Genomic DNA, 14,754 nt, shown 5'->3' with positions numbered 1-14,754 from the left:
AGCCGATTCACCCCGGTCCTGTGAAAAAGCGTTTCCGCGTGACCAAGTGGACACCTTTTGAGCAGAACGAAATGAACGCATCTTCGAACGCCGTTCAACCGAAAAAAGGCGTCCCCGTTTTCGAACGAAAACATCAATTGATTTCGCCAGTGTCCCTATATTTCAAGGGAATTCCCGGATGTGCCCGCCCGTGTCCGGACGCTACCATCCGCCCCATGCTTCGGCCCAACCCGGCCGTCGCAAGCTCGATTTGTCCCACACGGAGATCACGATGAAAGTACTGAAACTCGCTGCTATTGGCGCGGCACTGTTCGCTGCATCCGCGGCTGCCAATGCGGGCGCGACCTTCGATAACGTTAAGAAGAAAGGGTTTGTCCAATGCGGGGTTTCAACGGGCATTCCGGGATTCTCGATTGCTGACAGCAAGGGCGAATACAAGGGCATTGACGTGGACATGTGCCGCGCCATCGCCGCGACCATGTTCGGCGACCCCACCAAGGTCAAGTTCACGCCCCTGAACACCCAGCAACGCTTCACCGCCCTGCAATCCGGCGAAATCGACGTGCTGACCCGCAACACCACCGTGACGCTGACGCGCGACACGACGCTGGGCCTGATCGGTGCGGGCGTGAACTACTACGACTCGCAAGGCGTGATGGTCTCCAAGGACCTGAACATCAAGAGCGCCAAGGAATTGAACGGCGCCACCGTCTGCGTGCAGCCGGGCACCACCACCGAGCTGAACCTGGCCGACTGGTTCCGCGCGCAGAAGATTGAATTCAAGCCGGTCGTGATCGACAAGTACGACGAAATCATCCGCGCCTTCTCGGCCGGCCGCTGCGACGCCTTCACCACCGACAAGTCGCAACTGGCCTCCACCCGCACCACGCTCGAGAACCCGGACAAGTTCGTCATCCTGCCGGAAGACTTCTCCAAGGAGCCGCTGGGCCCCATGGTCCGCCAGGGCGACGAACAATGGTTCAACATCGTTCGCTGGACGCTGAACGCCATGCTGGAAGCCGAGGAATACGGCATCACCAAGGCGAACGTCGATGAAATGACCAAGAGCTCCAACCCCAACATCCAGCGCATCCTGGGCGTGACTCCGGGCATGGGCAAGAACCTGGGCGTGGACGACAAGTGGGCTTACCACATCATCAAGAGCGTGGGTAACTACGGCGAAAGCTTCGAAAACACGCTGGGCAAGAACAGCGCGATGAAGCTGGAGCGTGGTTTGAACGCGTCGTACAAGCAAGGCGGTTTGATGTACGGCTGGCCGGTGCGCTAACACGGCTGCCTGGCAAGACGGAGCCTGGCGCTCCGTCTTGCCTAGCCCGCCACCCGAGCGGGCGGCAGGAGTAGGGGTGGCCTTGCCGGCGTTGCCGCCCGGTTTACGACTTCTGTAGATTCATCATGACGACTTCTAAAAATAATGCCCCAATTGCGGCTCCTCGCCGGCGGCTCAACTGGAACGACCCGGGCGTGCGCTCGGTGGTGTACCAGGTGTTCGCGCTGGCAGCGGTGGCCTGGGCAGTGTGGTTCCTGGTTTCCAATACGCTACACAACCTGTCCGTGCGCAATATCGCCACGGGCTTTGGGTTCCTGAGCCGAGAAGCCGGGTTTGCGATCGGCGAAACGGCCATCGACTACTCCCCCACGAATGATTACGGCCGCGCCATTCTGGTCGGCTTGCTCAACACCTTGCGCGTCGCCGTCATCGGCATCGTGCTTGCCACCATCCTGGGCACCCTGATCGGTATTGGCCGCCTGTCCAAGAATTGGCTCGTCGCCAAGATCACCTCGGTTTACGTCGAAGTGATGCGCAACGTGCCGCTCTTGCTGCAATTGTTCTTCTGGTACGCGCTGATCACGGAAAACATGCCGGGTCCGCGCCAGGCGCACAATCCGATGCCCGGCGTCTTCATTTCCAACCGGGGCCTGAAGGTACCGTCGCTGGAAGGCAATTCGCTGGACTGGATGCTGGGGGGCCTGGGCCTGGCGATCGTCGCCATCATTGTCCTGGGCCACTACGGCAAGAAGCGTCACGAAGCCACAGGCCAGATGTTTCCGCTGGGCCGCTGGGCCATCGGCTTGCTGATCGGGCTGCCGTTCATTGGCTGGCTGGTCAGCGGCGCATCGCTGTCGCTGCAAATGCCGGAACTCAAGGGCTTCAACTTCGCGGGCGGACTGACGCTATCGCCGGAGTTCGCCGCGCTGCTGGCGGGCCTGGTGATCTACACCTCGGCCTTTATTGCCGAAGTGGTGCGCTCGGGCATCCAGGCCGTCAACAACGGCCAATGGGAAGCCGCCGGTTCGCTGGGCCTGCCGCGCGCGAAGGTGCTGCGCCTGGTGATCCTGCCGCAGGCGTTGCGCGTGATCATCCCCCCGATGACCAGCCAGTACCTGAACCTGACGAAGAACAGCTCGCTGGCCGTGGCTATCGGCTATCCGGACATCGTGTCGGTGGTCAACACCACGCTGAACCAGACGGGCCAGGCCATCGAGGGCATCCTTATCATCATGGGCGCGTACCTCACGGTCAGCCTCTCGATCTCGATATTCATGAACTGGTACAACAAGCGCATCGCGCTGGTGGAGCGTTGAGATGAGCAGCACTACGCATACCCCCACCGACGCCATGCCGCCGCCCAGCACGCATGTGGGCCCCTGGGCGTGGCTGAAATCCCGCCTGTTCTCGTCGCCGCTGAACATCCTCATCACCGTACTGCTTGCGTGGTTCCTGCTGATGTCGGTGCCGGCGCTGCTGGAATGGGCGTTCTTCAAAGCCGACTTCAACGCGGCCAATGCCCAGGAATGCCGGGCCTCGGGTGGCGCCTGCTGGGCGTTCATCATCGAGAAGCATCGGCTGATCCTGTTCGGCACCTATCCGTTTGACGAGCAATGGCGGCCGCTGATCGCCACCATCCTGCTGGTGGCCGTGATTGTGTGCAGCGGCATCCGCGCCTTCTGGAACTGGAAGCTGGCCGTCATCTGGGTCGTGGGCCTGACGGCGGTTGCGCTCTTGATGTGGGGCGGCGTGTTTGGCCTGACCTACGTGGAAAACGCGCGCTGGGGCGGCCTGCCGCTGACGCTGATCCTGTCCACGTTCGGCATCGCCTTCGCGTTCCCCATCGGCGTGCTGCTGGCCTTGGGCCGGCGCTCGAAGATGCCGGCCATCAAGGCGCTGTGCGTCGTGTACATCGAGCTGATCCGTGGCGTGCCGCTGATCAGCCTGCTGTTCATGTCGTCGGTGATGCTGCCGCTGTTCCTGCCGGAAGGGTTTTCAATCGACAAGCTTCTGCGCGCGCAGATCGCCATCATCATGTTTGCCGCCGCCTACATCGCGGAAACGGTGCGCGGTGGTTTGCAGGCGATCCCGAAGGGGCAGTACGAAGGCGCGGATTCGCTGGGCCTGAAGTACTGGCAGCAGATGCGCAAGATCATCTTGCCGCAGGCGTTGAAGATCGTGATTCCGCCGCTGGTCAGCATTTTCATCGCGCTGTTCAAGGACACCTCGCTGGTGGTCATCATCGGCATTTTCGACCTGACACTGGCAGCCAAGGCAGCCTTGTCGGATGCGGCATGGCGTGGATTCGGCGTAGAGGCGTATCTGTTCATCTCGCTGATCTACTTCGTGTTCTGCTTTTCCATGTCCAAGTACAGCCAGGCGCTTGAAAAACGTCTTGCGACGGGTCACCAACGCTAGTCAATGCCGCGCGCCTGCCTGCCGGCGGGCGCGCACAGCGATATTTACGGGAGTACAGGCATGTCGGATGCCATTATTCGTTTGCAGGACGTGAACAAGTGGTACGGCCAGTTCCACGTGTTGCGCAATATCAATCTGGACGTGGCGCAGGGTGAGCGCATTGTGGTGTGCGGCCCGTCGGGCTCGGGCAAGTCCACGATGATCCGCTGCATCAATCGTCTGGAAGAGCACCAGAAGGGCCACATCATTGTCGATGGCACCGAGCTCACCAATGACTTGAAGCACATTGAGACGATCCGCAAGGACGTCGGCATGGTGTTCCAGCACTTCAACCTGTTCCCGCACCTGACGGTGCTGGAAAACCTGACGCTGGGACCCATGTGGGTGCTGAAGAAGCCGCGCGCGGAAGCCGAGGCCACAGCCATGCAATACCTGGAGCGCGTGCGCATTCCCGAGCAGGCCAAGAAGTTCCCTGGCCAGTTGTCGGGCGGCCAGCAGCAGCGCGTGGCCATTGCGCGGTCGTTGTGCATGAGCCCGAAGATCATGCTGTTTGATGAGCCGACGTCGGCGCTTGACCCTGAAATGGTCAAGGAAGTGCTGGACGTGATGGTCACGCTGGCCCAGGAAAGCGGCATGACGATGATCTGCGTCACCCACGAAATGGGCTTCGCACGCAAAGTCGCCAACCGCGTCATCTTCATGGACCGTGGCGAAATCATCGAACAGAACACGCCCGACCAGTTCTTCGACAACCCGCAGAACGAACGGACCCAGCTTTTCCTGAGCCAGATCCTGCACTGATCCGTCAAGAACCGCCGTTTTGGCAAACACCCCAAAGCTTGGATTGCGATCCGGGTTTTGGGGTGTTTTGTTTTTAGCGCGACGAAAGTATGTGGCCGGCTTACGCCGAAGAAGGATCTGGCCGTTGTTCTAAATGTACCTTTTGAGCGACAATCCTCGGTATGCTTAGATTCCGAGAAACCGAGGCTTTCTCCCGCTTGCTGGGTTCGCCGAGACCTCCGGGCGCGTGCTCAAATCCTGCGCCGATTGTCGCGCGCCATGCATGGGAATTTCGGCGACGTAGAGGCGGTGGGTGAGGGCGTCAGTGAAATGCGCGTGAGTATTGGCGCCGGCTACCGCCTGTATTACGCCCGGGCCGACGAGCTGGTCTACGTGCTGCTTTGTGGCGGTGACAAGACCAGCCAGGCCAGGGATATCGCCCGCGCCAAACGCCTTTGGACGGACATTAAGCGGAGCATCGAGAAATGAGCAAATTACGCGACTTCGACGCAGCGAATTATTTGAAAGATGACGAAACGATCGCGCATTACCTGGCCGACGCGGCAGCGGAGGACGATCCTGATGCGTTCCTGCAAGCCCTAGGCGACGTGGCGCGCGCGCGCGGCATCACAGAAATCGCTCGTGAAACAGGGCTTGCCAGAACGAATCTTTATCGGGTGCTCGCGCCCGGCGCGAACCCCAGCTATCACACCCTGCGCAAGGTCATGAACGCGCTTGGTGTATCGCTCACCGCCCTTGTCAGGCGCAAATCCGATCCCACGCCGCAAGGCTGATCCTGCGGGCAGCGCGTTCAGGCTAGTTAACGCCCACGAATATCAGGCCAATCTGGCGCGTATCCCTTTGTTACGCCGAGGCCTTTGCTGCGGTATGCTACAGGCCGCCATTGATCTGGATGAGGAGACAACATCATGACGAATCCCCCCCGTAGCGCGGTCCGCCGCGCCCTGTTGCAAGGCGCCGTGGCGCTTGCCGCCACCTTGCCTTTCGGCGCTCCCGCGCTGGCCCAAGCCACCGATTTCCCGACCAAGCCGATCCGCTTTGTCGTGCCTTACCCGCCCGGCGGCCCGCTGGACACCATGGCCCGCCTGCTTGCCGAAAAAGTGCGCGCATCGCTCGGCCAACCCGTGATCGTGGAAAACCGGTCGGGCGCGGGCGGCAACATCGGCGCCGATCTGGTGGCCAAGGCGCCGGCCGACGGCTACACGCTGGTCATGGGCGCGGTGGCCACGCACGCCATCAATCCCTGGCTGTTCGCCAACCTGCCCTACGACCCGGTCAAGGACTTTGCGCCTGTGACGATTGTGGCGGCGGTGCCGAATGTGCTGGTGATGAACAATGAATTCGCCGAGAAGAACAACATCAAGACGCTGGCGGACCTGATCGCCTACGCGAAGAAAAACCCGGGCAAGCTGAACTACGGTTCGGGCGGCAACGGCAGCGCGGGCCATTTGTCGGGCGAACTGCTGAAGGCGCGCGCCGACATCAAGGTTGAACACATTCCTTATCAAGGCGCGGCGCCCGCGCAGTTGGCCTTGTTGTCTGGCCAATCGGATTTCATGTTCGACAACCTGGCCGCATCGGCGCCCTTGATCAAGGACGGCAAGGTCAAGGCGCTTGCCGTGACCACGGCCAAGCGTTCGTCGCTGCTGGCCGACGTGCCGACGGTTGAAGAGTCGGGCATCAAGGGCTTTGACCTGGGCACCTGGTTCGGGGTGTTCACGACCGGCGGCACGCCCGCGCCGGTGGTGGCAAAGCTGAACAAGGCCTATGCGGATGCGATGCAGCAGCCGGACGTGAAGCAGCGCCTGTTGATGATGGGTTCGGAAGCCGCGCCGATTACGCCGGAAGCGTTTGCCGAATTTGTGAAAGGTGAGAAAACGAAGTACCAGGAGATCGTGAAGATCTCGGGGGCTAGTTTGAATTGAGGGAGTGATGGGTTTGCGCGATCGGCGGTGGGGTTCTTTTTACGAGCCCCGCGCGCCACACCCATCCTACGCGGATTGATCCCGGACCCGTAGGATGGGTGTAGCGCGGCATGGTGTAGGCAAGAACACGAACGCCAAACGCGCGGAACCCATCAAGCAGCGGTGAAAGCAGCTTAGCGCTCACAATAGAAAAAACAGCCGGCAGAATGGACTAAGAGCCTATCCATCTGTCGGCTGTTTTTTTGATTCTGATGATGTATGCGTCATCCGGCATCGCCTGATGGGTTACGCGCGATTCACACCTGTGTTCTTTTCACGGATTTGGCGCGCTCCACCCATCCTACATTTTGCTGTCTGCCGCATGCACCAATATTTTGCTGTCTGCCGCGTGCACCTACATTTTGCTGTTTGCTGCGTGCATCTACATTTTGCAGTTTGCCGCGTGCACGTCCGTGTGATCGCGCGCCAGCACCTTTAGGTTTTTGTAGACCAGTTTGCCGCTTGAATCCGCTTCGATGTGCAGCAGATACCAATCCTGGATGGGATGCTGATTCGGCCCAAATTTAAACTTTCCGCGCACGCTGGCGAAGTCGGCTTTGCGCAGCGCGGCGCGGAAGTCGTCGGCGCGACCGGTGATGTCGCCGTTGACCGCCTTTAACGCTGACGCGATCAGATTCGCGGTGTCGTAGGCCTGCGCCGCATACGCGGTGGGCGCACGCTGATAGGTCTTGGTGAAGGCCTCGACGAAATGTTTGTTCTGCGCGTTGTCCAGATCCGCGCTCCATAGCGAACTCAGGTAGAAGCCCTTGCCCGCCGTGCCCGTCGCGGCCAGCATGCGTTCGTCCATGGAATAGATCGGCGTGATCATCTTGATCTTGTCCGACAGGCCCGAATTGGCGAACTGCTTGGTCAGGTTGATGCCCGCGCCGCCCGGATGAAACTGGAAAATCGCATCGGGATTCAACGCGCGGATGCGGGCTAGTTCAACCGAGAAATCCGACTGATCCAACTTCGTGTAGATCTCTTCAACGATGTCGCCCTTGTACGCGCGCTTGAAGCCGGCGACGGCATCGCGGCCGGCCTGGTAGTTGGGCGCCATCACCACCACGCGCTTCACGCCCAATTCGTTCGCGGCGATGCCCGCGGTGTCGGCGTACGAGTCGTTCTGAAAGGCGACCGCGAAGTAGTTCGGGTTGCAGGCCTTGCCCGCGTAGTTGGAGGGGCCGGCGTTCAGGCTGACGTAGAAGCCGCCCGCGTTCAGCACCGTGGGGCCAACCGCCGCCATGACATTCGAAAAGTTCACGCCCGTGAAGAGCCGCACGCCGTCCTGCACCATCCTGTCGGCGGTCTGCTTGGCGTTGGCGGGCTTGAGTGCGTCGTCTTCCACGCGCACATTGACCGGCACGCCGCCCAGCTTGCCGCCGCCTTCCTTGACGGCCAGCATGAAGGCGTCGCGCTCGTCTTCGCCGATGTAGCCGGCGGGCGTGGACAGCGTGCCGATAAAGCCGATGTCCAGCGGCTTGCCCTGCGCGCCAGCGGCGCATGCCGTCAGCGCCAACGCCAGGGCAGCGGCGCCCCGTAGGAAATGGCATGTCATGGTTGTCTCCTGTTGTGCTTCGGTCTTGTGCTTCTGTATTGAGTCCCTACGCTGGCGTCAGGCAGTGCTCAACCTTCCAGCCGTACAACCACTGCAACGCGTCGTAGAACTGGGACTGGCCGCGGCCCGTCCACAGCATGTTGCGCACGGTGCGTTCGACGCCACGCGCGTGATACAGCCTGCCCATTTCCCGGGTCGACCAGACCACGCGCGCGCTGCGCGGAATACGCACCGACTCGTACAAGCGGAATGCGGCTTCCAGATCGTGCCCGCATTGGCGCACGGCTTCGCCCAGCGTGACCGCGTCTTCCAGCGCCATGCATGCACCCTGCGCCATGTACTGCGTCATGGGGTGCGCGGCATCGCCCACCAAGGTGACGCGGCCCTGGCCCCAGTGCTCGACGGGGTCGCGGTCGGCGGTGGCCCAGCGCTTCCATGACGTCGGGCGGTCCAGCATCTGATGCGGGCGCGGATGGATTCCTTCAAAGTACGACAGCACCTCTTCCTTGCTGCCTTCGCGCACGCCCCATTGCTCTTCTTCGCGGCTGTGGAAGGTGACGACCAGGTTGTATTGCTGGCCGCCGCGCAGCGGGTAATGCACCAGATGGCAGCGCGGCCCCGCCCACAGCACGGGTGCGTTGATGCGGAGTTCTTCGGGCATGTTCTCGCGTTCGACCACGGCGCGGTAGACCACGTGGCCCGTCACGCGCGCGGGGTCTCCCACGGTGCGTTCGCGGATCACGGACTTCACGCCGTCCGCGCCCACCACGGCGTCCGCGCGGTAGCGTTCGCCATTCGTGTCGACCACCTCCACGCCTTGCGCGTCTTGCGACATGGCGACGATTTGCGTCGACGTTCGAAAGCGGATCAGCGGATTCTGCTGCACGGCTTCCAGTATTGATAAGTGGATGTCGGCGCGATGGATCACCGCATACGGGCCGCCGAAGCGCGCACGAAACGCATCGCCCGTGTCGATGCGGACCACCTCCTGCGCATCCACCGCGTCCATCATGATGATGTGGTCGGTGAACACCGCGCGCGCACGTGCTGTGTCGCCCACGCCCAGCGCGTCCAGCGCCGCGAAGGCGTTGGGGCCAAGCTGGATGCCCGCGCCGATTTCGCCGATGTGCGCGGCCTGCTCCAGCAGTTGCACGGCGATGCCTTGCCGGGTCAGCGCCAGCGCGGCCGCAAGCCCGCCGATGCCGCCACCGACCACGATGACGGAGCGCGTGGCGGGTGTGGTTGTTGCCGTTGTCGTTGTTGTCGAGGATGCATTCATATCAAGGTTCCGTGCCGGTTCATTCCTGGCCGCCCAGGAAGGCGCCCTGGCGTGTCAGTTGCGCCTGCAAGGCCGCGATGGGCAACTCGGCCGGCGCGACGCCCGCGCGCAGCGCCATGGCCGCCGCCGTGCCCGCCGCTTCGCCCATCACAAAGCAACTGCCGCTGACGCGCGCGGCGGACTGGCCTTCATGCGTCATGGACGCGCAGCGGCCCGCCACCAGCACGTTGTCGGCTACGCCCGGCCCGCGCTTGGGCACCATCATCCGAAACGGCAGTTGGTTGTAGCCGCGAGATTCCGGAATGGGCGGCCAGACCCATTTCACGTCGCCGGCCGTGTGCATTTCCAAGGGCCAGCCGTTCACGCCAATGCTGTCTTCAAAGTCGGCGCAGCCCAGCACGTGCTCTTTGGTTAACACGGCTTCGCCCACGATGCGGCGGGTTTCGCGTATGCCAAGCTGCGGTGCGATGTCCAGCACGTAGGCTTGCTCAAAGCCCGGCACCTTGGCGCGTAGAAAGGCCAGGTACTGCATGATCTGGCGGCGGCCTTCCAGTTCGCCGGCCGACAGTGAACCGGCGTCGGTGCCGTCGGCCGCGCTGCCATCGGGATTGGCCAGTTGCGTAACGTTCACCCGCCATTCGTAGTCGTGCTTTTGCGGGCGCACGATGGCGCCGCGACGCGGGAACGTGAATTCGCCGCTGGCCACGGCTTCATCCATCAGCAGCGGAATGGTCTTCCAGGCTTCTTGGGCTCGCGCGCCGTCCACGTTGCCCACCTTGAACATCAGCGTGGGATACAGCATGTGGCCGTGTTCGTCGCCTTTCTCAAACGGCAGGCCGCCCCATTGCGCGATGTCGCCATCGCCCGAGCAGTCGATGAAGACCTTGGCGCGCACCGCGCAGCGGCCGGACTTGGTCTCCAGGAACAAGACGTCGACGCGGCCTTGTTCGTCGCGCGCCAGGCCGGTGGCGAGGGCGTGGAACAGCACCTGTGCGCCGCTGTCCTGCACCATGCCGTCGGCCGCGCATTTGAAGGCGGATATGTCATAGGCCTGGGCGTGGATCTTGCCCAGGATCAGGTGCGGGTCGTTCAAGCCATCCATGGCGCGCATGCGGTCCAACAGTTCGTCGGTCATGCCGTGCACCACCTGGCGGATGTTGCCGTGAATGTTGGCGTGCAGCCCGCAGAAATTGGACACGCCAGCGGCGGTGCCCATGCCGCCCAGGAAGCCGTAGCGTTCCACGAGCAGCACGCGCGCGCCGTTGCGGGCGGCGCTGGTGGCGGCCAGCACGCCAGCGGGGCCGCCGCCCAGCACCACGACGTCGAATTCGCCGTAGAGCGGGACCTGGCGGGAGGGTTCGGTAATGACCATCGAGTTCTCCTTGCTTGTCTTGCGTATGCCTTACTGCCCCTTGATGCCCAGCTTCTTGATCAAGGGTTCCCAGCGCTTGAGCTCTTCGTCCATGTAGGCGCGGAATTCGGCCGGCGTGCTGCCCACGGGGTCCATGTACTGCGCTTGCAGGCGCTTGGCCACCTCGGGGTCACGGATGGCCTGGATCAGTGCATCCGACAATTTTTTCTGTACGTCGGCCGGCACTTTGGACGACACCACGAAGCCGATCCACGCCGACCCCTCGATGCCCGGCACGCCCACTTCCGCCAAGGTCGGAATATCGGGCAGCAGCGCGGAGCGCTTGGATGAGGTCACCGCCAGCGCCTTCAAGCGCCCGTCCTTCACCATCGGCATGACGGCAATGGGCGGCAGCGCGGCAAACTGCGTATCGCCCGACAGCAGGGACGTCAGCGCGGCGGGTGACGACGGGTAGGGCACGTGCGTGGCGCGTGCCCCAATCTGCTGCAGCAATAGCTCGACAGCCAGATGCGACACCGTGCCCGCGCCGGGCGAAGGAAAGTTGTACTTGTCCGGATTCTTCTTCAGCGCGTCCAGCAACTGTCCCACATTGGCGATGCCGGCCGAAGCGGGCACGACCAGCACGTTGGGCTGATGCACGGCCAGCGTCAGCGGCGACAAGTCGGTGGCGGGCGCATAGGGCAGCTTGTCGAACAGCAGCGTGTTGTTCACCAGGGGGCCGGTGATGGACACGCCGAAGGTATAGCCGTCGGGCTTGGCGTTGGCGATGGCGTAGGTGCCGATGTTGCCGCTGGCACCGGGCTTGTTTTCGATGACGATGGTTTGGCCGAGGATGGCGCTGGCCTTTTCACCGACCACACGCGCCACCTGATCCGGGCTGGACCCGGGACCGAACGGCACGATGGCCTTCAAGGGTTGCGACGGCCAGGCGTCGGCGGCCTGTGAGTTGGCAGTCGTGGCGGCCAGCGAAGCGCAGGAGGCCACCGCCAACGTCAATGCGCGCGCCATCACGCTCAGGGGGCGCCTCAGGGGCAAAAACTTAGTCATCCGTGTCTCCCACATTTTTCATGTTGTCGAAATAGGTTTGCTCGTTGGCAATGAACGCCGCCACCATCGCGCGATAGGTCGCGTCCACCACCGCTTCCAGATTGGCAAAGCCGCGGTTGTGCCGGGTGGCCAGCGCGCGCGCCTTGTCAAAGACCTGGGCCTGCCGCGCGGGCGCGCTGACCTGGTAGGCGTCGCGCTTGAAGCGCGCCGCGTCTTTCACATACATCGCGCGCTCAGCGATCAGGCGCACGATCTCGTCGTCCAGCCGGTCGATGTGGGCGCGCACCTCGGCCAGGTTGGCGCACAGGGGCTGGTAGGCGGGGTCGGTGTATTCGCGCAGCGGCGCGCCGTGGGTGTCGGGTTCTTGCATGGGTGTGCTCGTGGTCATTGCGTCATGGGGTGGCGTCGGGTTGGCGGGCGGGCGCGGCGTGCTGGAACGCGGGCTGCGCGTTGCAGTGCGCATGGACGCTCAGGATGCGTGGAAAGGCCGACAGGTCGCAGCCCATGCGCTGCGCGTTGGCCACTTGCGGCACCAGGCAGCAATCGGCCAGCGTGGGCGCATCACCAAAGCAGTACGCGCCGTGGCCATGGCGAACCAGCAATTCTTCGACTGCGCTCAGGCCTTCGCTTACCCAGTGCTGGTACCAGGTGTTTTTCTGCGCGTCGCTGACGCCCAGCACGTCTTGCAGATAGCGCAGGATGCGCATGTTGTTGACGGGGTGGATGTCGCAGGCAATGGCGTTGGACAGTTCCAGCACCCGCGCGCGCGCCAGGGTGTCCACGGGTATCAGGCGCGGCTCGGGATGCGTGACGTCCAGGTAGTCGATGATGGCCATCGATTGCGACAACTGGACGTCGCCATCAATCAGCAGCGGCACACCGGCCGACGGGTTCTTGGCCACGTAGTCGGGCGCGCGTTGCTCCTGCTTGCGCAGGTTCACGGGCAGGACCTCGTAGGGCAGGCCCTTGAGCGCCAGCGCGATGCGCACGCGGTACGACGTGGAACTATTGAAAAAGCTGTGCAGTTGCATGGTGAGCTCCGGGTCAGACCATCTGCACGCTCAGCGTGCCCATGCCGTCGACGCCGCCCAGCATCTTGTCGCCGCGCACCACGGGGCCCACGCCTTCCGGCGTGCCGGTGTAGATCAGGTCGCCCGGTTCCAGGCGGAAGTAGCGCGACAGGTAGGCGATGGTTTCCGCCACGGACCAGATCAGCTTGCCGATGTCGCTGCGTTGCTTGTCGGCGCCGTTGACCTGTAGCCAGATGCCCGCTTGCTCGATGCCCGCGATGGATGCGGCGGGATGCAACGGGCCGATGGGCGCGCTCTGGTCGAAGGCCTTGCCCAATTCCCAGGGGCGGCCGGCTTCGCGCATCTTCATCTGCAAGTCGCGGCGCGTCATGTCCAGGCCCACGGCGTAGCCCCAGACGTGTTGCAGCGCGTCTTCCACGGCAATGTTGGCGCCGCCACGGCCGATGGCGGCAACCAGTTCAATCTCGTAATGCAGATTGGCGGTCTCGGGGGGGTAGGGCAGCTCCAGCGTCTGGCCGTCGGCCACCGGGACGACGGCGTCGGCGGGCTTGCAGAAAAAGAAGGGCGGTTCGCGGTCGGGGTCAAAGCCCATCTCGCGCGCGTGGGCGGCGTAGTTGCGGCCCACGCAGTAGACGCGGCGCACGGGGAAGGCATCCTGGCCGCCGGCTACGGGCACGGCGACGGGAGCGGCGGGAGCAAACACGAAAGGCATGGATCAACCTTTGATCGATGAAGGGGAAAACAACATAGGAAGCGGACCGCGGAAGCCGAGCAGCGAACCGCGCGGCTTGACTCAGCCGATGCGCGCTTCTCGCCATACGCCCAGCGCGTCCTGCACGGGGCGGTCGGAATAGCTGAACAACGTGGCGTCGTCCAGCGCGGCCAGTTGCACGGGCAGCCACGATGGCGCCACGAAGACATCGCGGGGACCGAAGTGGAATTCCTCTTCGCCTATGCGCGCGATGCCCCGGCCCTCCACCACGCTGTAGACCGTGGAGTCGGTGCTGCGATAGGACTTGCCCTGAAAGCCGGCCGGCAGAAACTGCATGAAGGTGGCCATGGTGGGCATGGGATAACCGCCCGTGGCCGGGTTCAGGTAGCGCAGCTTCACGCCGTCCCAGGCGTCCAGTTCGCCATGCCGATAGAGCGCGTCCAGCGCTTCGCGGCTGCGTTCGTAGGGGTAGTTGAAGATGGGCGAGGTGCCGCTGGACACCTGATGGCGCACGGGCGCCATGTTGTGGCCAAAGCGCGCCATGCTGTCGCCTTCCGGGCGGGTCACGGGTTGGGCGGCTTGCGGATAGTTCTCGGCAAAGCCGGCATCCAGAAAGCGCAGCAAGGGAATGTCCAGGCCGTCCAGCCAGACGACCGGTTCACCGCCCTCGACGGTTTCGGCATTGCCATGGTCATGCCAGGTCCAGGAGGGCGTGATGATGAAGTCGCCCGGATGCATGGTGGTGCGCTCACCGTTGACGGCGGTGTACGCGCCCCGGCCTTCGACAATGAAGCGCAGCGCCGATTGCGTGTGGCGGTGGCTGGGCGCCACTTCGCCGGGCAGGATCAGTTGCAGGCCCGCGTACAGGCTTTGCGTGATGCTGGCCTGGCCCGGCAGGCCGGGGTTCTCCAGGATCAGCACGCGCCGCACGGCTTCCTCGGCGCTAATCAGCGAGCCGGAGGCCATGACGTCGTCGCGCACGTCGTCGTACTTCCAGATGGCGGGCACGCAGCGCGGGGCGGGCTCGCGGGGTACGAGGTTATGCAATGACTCCCAGAGTGGGGCCATGTGCTTCTTGGCGATGCGGGCGTAGTAGTTGCTGCGCTCGGCACCGGTGGTGTGGCCGTCGGGCATGCTTGTCTCCGGGTTGTCCGGCTGATGCCGGCTTCTACGGGTGGCCGCCACGTGGTTCGCGGCTGGTCCAGTTCGAAGACGATTATGCGTAGAACAGCTATGTGTTTTGAAATGAAATTATCTTATTATCCATACCAATAACCATATACA

15 protein-coding genes are annotated in these 14,754 nt (G+C 63.1%); 7 read left to right on the top strand and 8 right to left on the bottom strand.

Features of this window, described 5'->3' with window-relative positions; all coding sequences use genetic code 11:
• The first annotated feature begins 271 nt into the window (after positions 1–271).
• From P8T11_RS16955 to P8T11_RS16925, 7 genes are all read left to right on the top strand, one after another.
• Positions 272–1,288, top strand: coding sequence for an amino acid ABC transporter substrate-binding protein (locus P8T11_RS16955; protein ID WP_268080876.1), 1,017 nt, complete (start codon positions 272–274; stop codon positions 1,286–1,288).
• 125 nt (positions 1,289–1,413) lie between these two features.
• Positions 1,414–2,604, top strand: a complete 1,191-nt coding sequence (locus tag P8T11_RS16950; RefSeq protein WP_268080877.1) for an amino acid ABC transporter permease — start codon at positions 1,414–1,416, stop codon at positions 2,602–2,604.
• Between the two features lies 1 nt (position 2,605).
• Positions 2,606–3,706 carry an amino acid ABC transporter permease gene (locus P8T11_RS16945; RefSeq protein WP_268080878.1) on the top strand — a complete coding sequence of 367 codons (1,101 nt, stop codon included), beginning with the start codon at positions 2,606–2,608 and terminating at the stop codon, positions 3,704–3,706.
• Positions 3,707–3,766: 60 nt separating this feature from the next.
• A complete protein-coding gene (locus P8T11_RS16940) occupies positions 3,767–4,507 on the top strand; it encodes an amino acid ABC transporter ATP-binding protein (RefSeq protein WP_268080879.1) in 741 nt (246 codons plus the stop codon).
• A 258-nt stretch (positions 4,508–4,765) separates the two neighbouring features.
• Positions 4,766–4,975 (top strand): type II toxin-antitoxin system RelE/ParE family toxin, encoded by a 210-nt coding sequence (locus tag P8T11_RS29255; RefSeq protein ID WP_268080880.1) that lies wholly within the window; start codon positions 4,766–4,768, stop codon positions 4,973–4,975.
• On the top strand, positions 4,972–5,280 hold the full coding sequence (locus tag P8T11_RS16930) for an addiction module antidote protein (RefSeq protein ID WP_268080881.1): 309 nt from the start codon (positions 4,972–4,974) through the stop codon (positions 5,278–5,280). The genes P8T11_RS29255 and P8T11_RS16930 overlap by 4 nt, the downstream gene beginning before the upstream one ends.
• Positions 5,281–5,415: 135 nt before the next feature.
• Positions 5,416–6,432, top strand: coding sequence for a Bug family tripartite tricarboxylate transporter substrate binding protein (locus P8T11_RS16925; RefSeq protein ID WP_268080882.1), 1,017 nt, complete (start codon positions 5,416–5,418; stop codon positions 6,430–6,432).
• Between the two features lie 421 nt (positions 6,433–6,853).
• On the opposite strand, the gene P8T11_RS16920 is transcribed toward P8T11_RS16925, so the two are convergent.
• From P8T11_RS16920 to gtdA, 8 genes are all read right to left on the bottom strand, one after another.
• Positions 6,854–8,029, bottom strand: a complete 1,176-nt coding sequence (locus P8T11_RS16920) for an ABC transporter substrate-binding protein (RefSeq protein ID WP_268080883.1) — start codon at positions 8,027–8,029, stop codon at positions 6,854–6,856.
• A 46-nt stretch (positions 8,030–8,075) separates the two neighbouring features.
• Complete coding sequence (locus tag P8T11_RS16915; RefSeq protein ID WP_268080884.1) at positions 8,076–9,308, bottom strand: 3-hydroxybenzoate 6-monooxygenase; 1,233 nt, start codon at positions 9,306–9,308, stop codon at positions 8,076–8,078.
• A 19-nt stretch (positions 9,309–9,327) separates the two neighbouring features.
• Positions 9,328–10,680, bottom strand: a complete 1,353-nt coding sequence (locus P8T11_RS16910; protein WP_268080885.1) for an FAD-dependent oxidoreductase — start codon at positions 10,678–10,680, stop codon at positions 9,328–9,330.
• A 30-nt stretch (positions 10,681–10,710) separates the two neighbouring features.
• Complete coding sequence (locus tag P8T11_RS16905; RefSeq protein ID WP_268080886.1) at positions 10,711–11,727, bottom strand: Bug family tripartite tricarboxylate transporter substrate binding protein; 1,017 nt, start codon at positions 11,725–11,727, stop codon at positions 10,711–10,713.
• Positions 11,720–12,097 carry a chorismate mutase gene (locus P8T11_RS16900; RefSeq protein WP_418910295.1) on the bottom strand — a complete coding sequence of 126 codons (378 nt, stop codon included), beginning with the start codon at positions 12,095–12,097 and terminating at the stop codon, positions 11,720–11,722. Before P8T11_RS16900 ends, P8T11_RS16905 begins: the two co-directional genes overlap by 8 nt.
• A 22-nt stretch (positions 12,098–12,119) precedes the next feature.
• On the bottom strand, positions 12,120–12,758 hold the full coding sequence (maiA, locus tag P8T11_RS16895) for a maleylacetoacetate isomerase (protein WP_268080888.1): 639 nt from the start codon (positions 12,756–12,758) through the stop codon (positions 12,120–12,122).
• A 13-nt stretch (positions 12,759–12,771) separates the two neighbouring features.
• Positions 12,772–13,470: a fumarylacetoacetate hydrolase family protein gene (locus tag P8T11_RS16890; RefSeq protein WP_277550003.1), complete on the bottom strand. Its 699-nt coding sequence runs from the start codon at positions 13,468–13,470 to the stop codon at positions 12,772–12,774.
• An 81-nt stretch (positions 13,471–13,551) separates the two neighbouring features.
• A complete protein-coding gene (gene gtdA / locus P8T11_RS16885) occupies positions 13,552–14,604 on the bottom strand; it encodes a gentisate 1,2-dioxygenase (protein WP_268080889.1) in 1,053 nt (350 codons plus the stop codon).
• Between the last annotated feature and the right edge of the window lie 150 nt (positions 14,605–14,754).

Origin of the sequence: Achromobacter spanius (assembly GCF_029637605.1) — a bacterium.
In the GTDB taxonomy this organism is placed as follows: domain Bacteria; phylum Pseudomonadota; class Gammaproteobacteria; order Burkholderiales; family Burkholderiaceae_B; genus Achromobacter; species Achromobacter spanius_E.
This window is presented reverse-complemented; position numbering and strand designations above follow the sequence as displayed.

Bases quoted from the DNA above. Each gene is read 5' to 3' on its own strand.
- gtdA (WP_268080889.1), bottom strand. From the start codon at position 14,604: ATGCCCGACGGCCACACCACCGGTGCCGAGCGCAGCAACTACTACGCC.
- P8T11_RS16920 (WP_268080883.1), bottom strand. From the start codon at position 8,029: ATGACATGCCATTTCCTACGGGGCGCCGCTGCCCTGGCGTTGGCGCTG.
- P8T11_RS16905 (WP_268080886.1), bottom strand. From the start codon at position 11,727: ATGACTAAGTTTTTGCCCCTGAGGCGCCCCCTGAGCGTGATGGCGCGC.
- P8T11_RS16915 (WP_268080884.1), bottom strand. From the start codon at position 9,308: ATGAATGCATCCTCGACAACAACGACAACGGCAACAACCACACCCGCC.
- P8T11_RS16950 (WP_268080877.1), top strand. From the start codon at position 1,414: ATGACGACTTCTAAAAATAATGCCCCAATTGCGGCTCCTCGCCGGCGG.
- P8T11_RS16925 (WP_268080882.1), top strand. From the start codon at position 5,416: ATGACGAATCCCCCCCGTAGCGCGGTCCGCCGCGCCCTGTTGCAAGGC.
- maiA (WP_268080888.1), bottom strand. From the start codon at position 12,758: ATGCAACTGCACAGCTTTTTCAATAGTTCCACGTCGTACCGCGTGCGC.
- P8T11_RS16940 (WP_268080879.1), top strand. From the start codon at position 3,767: ATGTCGGATGCCATTATTCGTTTGCAGGACGTGAACAAGTGGTACGGC.
- P8T11_RS16945 (WP_268080878.1), top strand. From the start codon at position 2,606: ATGAGCAGCACTACGCATACCCCCACCGACGCCATGCCGCCGCCCAGC.
- P8T11_RS29255 (WP_268080880.1), top strand. From the start codon at position 4,766: ATGCATGGGAATTTCGGCGACGTAGAGGCGGTGGGTGAGGGCGTCAGT.
- P8T11_RS16900 (WP_418910295.1), bottom strand. From the start codon at position 12,097: ATGCAAGAACCCGACACCCACGGCGCGCCGCTGCGCGAATACACCGAC.
- P8T11_RS16910 (WP_268080885.1), bottom strand. From the start codon at position 10,680: ATGGTCATTACCGAACCCTCCCGCCAGGTCCCGCTCTACGGCGAATTC.
- P8T11_RS16930 (WP_268080881.1), top strand. From the start codon at position 4,972: ATGAGCAAATTACGCGACTTCGACGCAGCGAATTATTTGAAAGATGAC.
- P8T11_RS16890 (WP_277550003.1), bottom strand. From the start codon at position 13,470: ATGCCTTTCGTGTTTGCTCCCGCCGCTCCCGTCGCCGTGCCCGTAGCC.
- P8T11_RS16955 (WP_268080876.1), top strand. From the start codon at position 272: ATGAAAGTACTGAAACTCGCTGCTATTGGCGCGGCACTGTTCGCTGCA.